This is a genomic window from Clostridioides sp. ZZV14-6345 (assembly GCF_020657775.1).
Classification (GTDB): Bacteria; Bacillota; Clostridia; order Peptostreptococcales; family Peptostreptococcaceae; genus Clostridioides; species Clostridioides difficile_D.
The window spans coordinates 20443-27683 of record NZ_JAGWCX010000055.1 but is presented as its reverse complement, the minus strand read 5'-3'; the positions used below and the strand labels follow the sequence as shown (position 1 = coordinate 27683).

General features: G+C 26.6%; 6 protein-coding genes and 2 riboswitches. Of the genes, 5 read left to right on the top strand and 1 reads right to left on the bottom strand.

Features of this window, described 5'->3' with window-relative positions:
- Positions 1 to 479: 479 nt before the first annotated feature.
- Positions 480 to 656 (bottom strand): hypothetical protein, encoded by a 177-nt coding sequence (locus tag KGF39_RS14220; RefSeq protein WP_227822801.1) that lies wholly within the window; start codon positions 654 to 656, stop codon positions 480 to 482.
- A 52-nt stretch (positions 657 to 708) separates the two neighbouring features.
- A riboswitch (cyclic di-GMP riboswitch) is annotated at positions 709 to 798 on the bottom strand.
- A gap of 413 nt (positions 799 to 1211) precedes the next feature.
- A riboswitch (TPP riboswitch) is annotated at positions 1212 to 1311 on the top strand.
- Positions 1312 to 1449: 138 nt separating this feature from the next.
- On the opposite strand from KGF39_RS14220, the gene KGF39_RS14215 reads away from it, so the two are divergent.
- The 5 genes from KGF39_RS14215 to mutS all read left to right on the top strand — a co-directional run bounded on the left by KGF39_RS14215 (position 1450) and on the right by mutS (position 7233).
- Positions 1450 to 1740, top strand: coding sequence for an MTH1187 family thiamine-binding protein (locus tag KGF39_RS14215; RefSeq protein ID WP_227822800.1), 291 nt, complete (start codon positions 1450 to 1452; stop codon positions 1738 to 1740).
- Complete coding sequence (locus KGF39_RS14210; protein ID WP_227822799.1) at positions 1715 to 2485, top strand: ABC transporter permease; 771 nt, start codon at positions 1715 to 1717, stop codon at positions 2483 to 2485. The genes KGF39_RS14215 and KGF39_RS14210 overlap by 26 nt, the downstream gene beginning before the upstream one ends.
- 21 nt (positions 2486 to 2506) lie before the next feature.
- Positions 2507 to 3523: an ABC transporter substrate-binding protein gene (locus KGF39_RS14205; RefSeq protein ID WP_227822798.1), complete on the top strand. Its 1017-nt coding sequence runs from the start codon at positions 2507 to 2509 to the stop codon at positions 3521 to 3523.
- The gene (locus tag KGF39_RS14200; RefSeq protein WP_227822797.1) at positions 3492 to 4226 is read left to right on the top strand and encodes an ABC transporter ATP-binding protein; all 735 of its coding nucleotides are present in this window, start codon (positions 3492 to 3494) and stop codon (positions 4224 to 4226) included. The genes KGF39_RS14205 and KGF39_RS14200 overlap by 32 nt, the downstream gene beginning before the upstream one ends.
- 163 nt (positions 4227 to 4389) lie before the next feature.
- Entirely contained in the window at positions 4390 to 7233 is a 2844-nt protein-coding gene (gene mutS / locus KGF39_RS14195) for a DNA mismatch repair protein MutS (protein WP_227822796.1), read from the top strand.
- Positions 7234 to 7241: the final 8 nt, after the last annotated feature.

Here is a 7241-nt window from a genome sequence, read left to right as displayed (position 1 = left end):
TATAATTTACTATAAATAACTATATTTATCTATGTTTTTATTGATTAAAGATAACCTCCTAAAATAATATTATTAAAAATTATATAATTTAGCCTTAACAAATAATATATACATAGTTATAATTTGTATCGTTTAAGACATAGCAACTATCTATATTATTATATAATAAAATGATAAATATATATTAACAAATACTAAAGTATCTAAATTTAATTTTATCTAAATTAACATAAAGATAAGGTGTGGATTGTTTGGAGATGTCAAAATCCTTCAGGATGGTAATCTTTATACCTCCTACTATGTTGAGGAAGGAGTATCCTTACCTCGAAAGGATGAAGAAAGTTTAACTGTTTACATTAATGAAGTTGATTACTTTAATAAAATAATAAAATATAGATGAAATATATTTTAATTATTTTATCTATACTTTGTTAAATGTAGATAAAACTAAAAAGGGTTTTCTAGAAAATAAAATTTCTTTAATTATATCTGCTTACCAATACCATCACTTGATGCAGACAAGATTCTACCACATTTTCTCCGTATTCTAGTATAAAATCATCTAATTGTGTATCTATAAAATTACAATAATCATATGAACTGCAAATATAAGCAGTTAATATATGCGTACATCTATCCATTTTATCTATAAACATATATCATTTATCCCCCTAAAAAACTTTCATAAAAACAAAAAGAAAATATCTTTTTGGCAACTGGCTGACATAACTCATTTCATAAGTCTTAGTCCCTATAGCTTTGCGTCACTAAATTTCTCTAGTTTTGCCTATTTAGTTTTATTCTACAATTACAATAATATAGGAAAACGTTTTATTTTTCAAGGGACATATTAAAAAATTATTTTATTTATCGAAAATAAATTAGGTAAAATAATTATATTATATAAAATATATAAATTAGAGTAATAGGATTTAATTATTAGTTTAGGTTGAACTAACCTAGGTAATAAAATTTAGTGAAGTTAAACAGTTAACAAAGTAAAAAACTCATTATAACATCTTATTCCTATAGACAATTTTTAAAACTTAATTAAATTTTAATAAATTATGTTAAGCATATATGAATAGTATTAGATTTTTATGAAAAAGTATTATTTTAGTGTTATATATTTTAAAGTGGATAAAATATATAATATGAATAAAAAATTTGTTAAAATATGATAAGTGTAGTATAATCAAGTAGAAAAGATATAATATATTTCGGGGAGCTAATATGCTGAGAGGAGATTTTATCTCGACCCTTTGAACCTGTTTGGATAATGCCAGTGTAGGGAGACCAGTGAAGATAAAAATAAGTCTTATCCTATTTTGGATAAGACTTTTGTTTTATTTAAATATTTAAATATATTATGTTTTAGTAGGAAGATTTTTAAATAAAAAACAAAATATACCTAGTAGGTATTAATTATTTTTAAAAGGAGTGATTTAAATGGTAATCGCAGATATAACAGTAATACCACTAAGACCTTACAAAGGTGAAGAAGAGATGTATAAAGTAGTAGATGCTTGTATTGCTGAAATTGAAAAGAGTGGTCTTAAGTGTGAAATAGGAGCAATGAGCACTACTGTTGAAGGTGATTTTGATGAAGTTTTTGAATTATTAAAAAAGGTACATAAAATCCCTTTTAATCTTGGATGTGAAAGAGTTATAACAGTGGCTAGAGTAGATGAAAAAGCTGGGGGTTTAACTATAGATGAAAAGCTTAGAAATCATAGATAAAGTCAAAGATAGTATATATCCAATAGCAACATTTTTGTTTATACTTATTCTTTGGCAATCTGTGGTAGGAGTTTTAGAAGTTCCTCAGTATATACTACCCACACCAGTAGATATAATTAATGTGTTTTTTAAAGACTATCAAAATTTATCTATGCATGCTTTGGTTACTATAGGAGAAGCAATACTTGGTTTTATAGTTGCAATTATAATATCATTGTTAATTGGAGTATTGATGGACTTTGTGTCAATAATAAAAAAATGTGTTTATCCTATTATGTTGGTTACTCAGATGATACCTACAATAATTATAGCTCCACTTTTTATGATATGGTTTGGATTTGGGACAATGCCAAAAGTATTGATGGTGACACTTACTTGTTTTTTTCCTATATTAATAAGTTTTGTAGATGGTATTGAAAATATTGATAAGGATTATTTAAATTTATTTAAGACTATGAATTCAAATAAAGTTAATACATTCATTCATCTTAAATTTCCTATGTCAATGGATAAATTTTTTTCTGGACTTAAAATATCTGCAACTTATGCTGTAATGGCAGCAACTGTTGCAGAATGGTTAGGCGGAACGAAAGGTCTTGGTGTCTATATGCTTAGGTCAAAAAGTGCATATGCACTTGACAAAGTATTTGCATCTACTATATTAGTAGTTATATTTAGTTTAATATTTGTAGGAATTGTACAGGCTGTAAAGAAAATGGTTATAAGACATAGATTAGCAGATTAAATGTATTTGAGGGAGGCAATTATGAATTTTAAAAAATTAGGAATATTAGGTTTAGTAAGTGTTTTTACATTGACAACAATAACTGGATGTTCTTCAAATAGTAATAATAAAGACAAAAATAATGATAAAGATACTTCTTCTAAAAAAGTAACTATGGTACTTGATTGGACGCCGAATACAAATCATACTGGATTATTTGTAGCACTTGATAAAGGTTATTATAAAGACGAAGGTTTAGACGTTGAAATAGTACAACCGCCTGAAAGTGGAGCTGAGACTTTAGTAGCAACAGGTAAAGCTGACTTTGGCATAAGTTATCAAGAACAAGTTACTTATGCAAAGACTAGTGAAGACCCACTTCCAATAAAAACTGTAGCTGCTGTTATACAACATAATACTTCTGGGTTTGCATCACCAAAAGAAAAAAATATAACTACAGCTAAGGATTTTGAAGGAAAAACTTATGGTGGTTGGGGTTCTCCATCAGAAGAAGCTGTTTTTAAAGCGGTTATGAAGAAAAATGGAGCTGATTTTAATAAGTTAAAAATAGTCAATACTGGTCAAGATGATTTCTTTGCAGCTATGAAAACTGTAGATTTTGCATGGATATTTGAAGGTTGGGATGCAGTTAAGGCTAATTTAATTGGATATGATTTAAACTTTATACCAGTAAAAGATTTGGATGATAGATTAGATTATTATACACCACTTATAATTTCTAATGAAACTGTACTTAAGGATAATCCAGAGATTGCTAAAAAGTTCTTAAAGGCTACAACAAAAGGTTATGAATATGCAATGAAAAATCCAGAAGATGCAGCAAAAATTTTAGTAAAGCATGCACCAGAAGTAGATGAAAAACTAGCATTGAAGAGTCAAGAATATTTAGCAAGCAAATATAAAGATGATGCACCAAGATGGGGAGAAATGAAAGATAGTGTATGGAATAACTATACATCATTCTTAAAAGAATATAAATTAATAGATAAGGATATGAAGGCAAGTGATGCTTACACAAATGAATTCTTACCACAATAAAAAAGTAAAAATATCTATACAAAATGTATCAAAAACATATAAAGATATTGAAGTTTTAAAAGATATAAGTATTGGTGTTTATGAAGGTGAATTTGTTTCTATATTAGGACCAAGTGGATGTGGAAAAAGTACTATATTTAATATTATAACTAAACTTACAGATTATAATAGTGGAAAAGTAGATATAAATGGTAAATACAGCTATATGTACCAAAAAGACTTGCTCTTGCCATATAAAACTATAATAGATAATGTTTCATTACCATTAGTCTTAAAAAAAGAAAAAAAGAGCAAATCTAGGTTAATGGTAAAACCTTATTTTGAGGTATTTGGATTAAATGGATATGAAGATAAATATCCATCAGAACTTTCTGGAGGGATGAGACAGAGAGCTAATTTCTTGAGAACTTTTGTAAATTCTAATGACATAATGCTTTTGGATGAACCTTTTGGAGCACTCGATTCATTAACAAAAACATCTATGCAAAATTGGCTTTTAGATGTTAAGAAAAAAGTAAATTCAACGATACTTCTTATAACTCATGATATTGATGAAGCTATAATGCTATCAAACAGAATTTATGTTATCTCAAAAAAACCATCAATAGTAAAAAAAGAATTTATTATAGATAGTAGAAATTTAAATGAAAATAACCTTGAAAATATCATTAAACTTAAAAAAGAAATAATATCTTTATTGTAAAAATTATATATATTTTTATTTAATAAGTATTAAACTTATCAATCCAAAATGTGAGTATACATTTTGGATTGTTTTTAGTTATATGTCAAAATTTTATATATTATGTTAATAATAATCACCTACTATGATATAATATTTAATTAGAAAAGAAGGAGGTTTGATAATGCAAATAGATATGAATAAATTAACTCCTATGATGAAACAGTACCTTGAAGTAAAAAATAGATATAAAGATTGTATACTGTTTTTTAGATTGGGAGATTTTTATGAAATGTTTTTTGAGGATGCATTAGTAGCTTCAAAAGCTCTTGAAATAGCATTAACAGGAAAAGCTTGTGGTTTAGAAGAACGTGCTCCTATGTGTGGTGTGCCTTTCCACTCAGCCAATTCATATATATCAAAATTAGTTGAAAATGGATATAAAGTAGCAATAGGTGAACAAATGGAAGACCCATCTACTGCAAAAGGAATTGTTAGAAGAGAAGTTATAAGAGTAATCACTCCTGGAACAGTTTTAGATGGAAATTTACTTGAAAATAAAAAGAATAATTATTTGTTATCTTTGTATAAGGATGGTGCTAACATAGGTCTAACTTATGTTGACATAAGTACAGGAGAAACTAATGCAACATGTCTAAATGAAGATAAAGTAATTGAAGAAATTGCAAAAATCCATCCAACAGAAATAATTATAAATGATTTAGACTTTATAGAAAAGCTTAGAGATATAGCTACTGTAAGTAATATATACATAAATGAAAGTTTTAGCGATAACTATTTGGATATAAACATATTAAGAGAATATTTTCCAGATGTTTATCTACAAAAACTAAAGTTTGATGACAAAGGTCTCATAAAGTCAAGCTTATCAATTCTTCTGAATTATATATACAATACTCAAAAACAAATAACATCTAACATTAATAATATAAATATATACAATTCATCAGAATATATGGTTTTAGATATGTTTACTAGGACTAATTTAGAACTTACTCAAACTATAAGAGGTAATAAGAAAAAAGGTTCATTATTGCATGTCCTTGATAAAACTTCTACAGCAATGGGAGGTAGACTTCTAAGAAAATATGTAGAAGAACCTTTGATAAACAAATCTAAAATTGAAAATAGATTGGATGTAATAGAAGAAATAAAAGATGATTTTATATTAAGAGAAGACCTAAACGATATACTTAAAAATATATACGATATAGAAAGAATATGTGGAAAGATAGCATTTGAAAGAGTAACACCAAAAGAGTTAATTCACTTAAAAAATTCTGTAGAAAAGTTACCTAATTTAAAAGATACAATAGATTTATCAAATGCAAAAATACTAAAAGAGTATGTTTCAGAAATGGATAAATTGGACGATATATACAATTTAATAGATGAAGCTATTCTAGAAGAACCTACAATAACCATAAAAGATGGAAACATAATTAAATCAGATTTTAGTGATGAACTTAAGGAATTAAGAGATATTTCTAAAAATGGAGCATTTCTCGTAAAAGAAATAGAAAACAGGGAAAGAGAAAAAACAGGAGTTAAATCGTTAAAAATAGGATTTAACAAAGTGTTTGGATATTATATAGAAATAACAAAAGCCAATTTTAAACAGGCAAAGTTAGATGAAACATATATAAGAAAACAAACACTTAGTAATGCAGAAAGATATATAACTCCAGAACTAAAGGAAATAGAAGAAAAAATATTACATGCTGAGGAAAAAATTAAATCTTTAGAATACGAAATATTTGTAGGAATAAGAGATACTATATACAAAAACATAGACAGAATACAAAAAGTAGCTAAAACTATAGCTAATATAGATGTTTTTGTATCTCTTGCAACAGTTGCACACATAAATAACTATGTAAAACCAGCGATAAATGAAAATAATAAACTTGATATAAGAAATGGTAGACATCCAGTTGTCGAAAATATAGTAGGTGAGGAAAATTTCGTTCCAAACGATACCTATTTAAATCGTGGAGAAAATATTATTAACATAATAACTGGTCCTAATATGTCTGGTAAATCAACATATATGAGACAAACTGCTATAATAGCTCTTATGGCGCATATAGGTTCATTTGTACCAGCAGAGTACGCTGATATTCCAATACTAGATAGAATATTTACAAGAGTTGGGGCTAGTGACGATTTATCTCAAGGTCAATCTACTTTTATGGTAGAGATGAACGAAGTGTCTCTTATACTAAAAAATGCAACAGAGAGAAGTTTAGTTATATTAGATGAAATAGGGCGTGGAACTAGCACCTATGATGGTATAAGTTTAGCATGGTCAATAGTGGAATATATTCAAAAGAATATTAGATGTAAGACATTATTTGCAACACATTACCATGAACTTACTGATTTAGAAGAAGAATTTAAAGAAGTTAAAAATTATTCAATAGCAGTTAAAGAAGATGGAGAAGGAATAATATTTTTAAGAAAAATAATTCCTCAAGGAGCAGATAAGAGTTATGGAATATATGTTGCTAAATTAGCTAAATTACCAGATGAAGTTATAGAAAGAGCAAAATATATACTTAAAGATTTGGAAAAAAATCATGTCTACAACAGTGTTGCAATAAATGGAGATAAAGAAAAGACTAATATAATTAATAGTAATTTAGATGAAGAATTACTTAAAGTAAATCAAAGTAATTTTAAGAATAAATATGAATCTCTAAAAATAGAACACGAACTTATAGTAAAAGACTATAAGCATATAAAGAAGGATTATGATAAGTTAAATTCTAAATTCAAAGTATTAAATGATGAAATTGATTTAATGAAGCAAAAAGATGATAAAGAGAAAACTATTAAAGAGGATTCTGTAAAAGAAGTAGCATTAACCCAAATATCTTTTGATAGTGTAAATAGAGACATATTATCAGAAGAGATTCTAAATCTAGATATTTTAAATATGACTCCATTAGATGCTATAAATTCTCTTTATAATCTTCAAAAAAAGGCAAAAGAAATAAAATCTTAGAGGTGTAA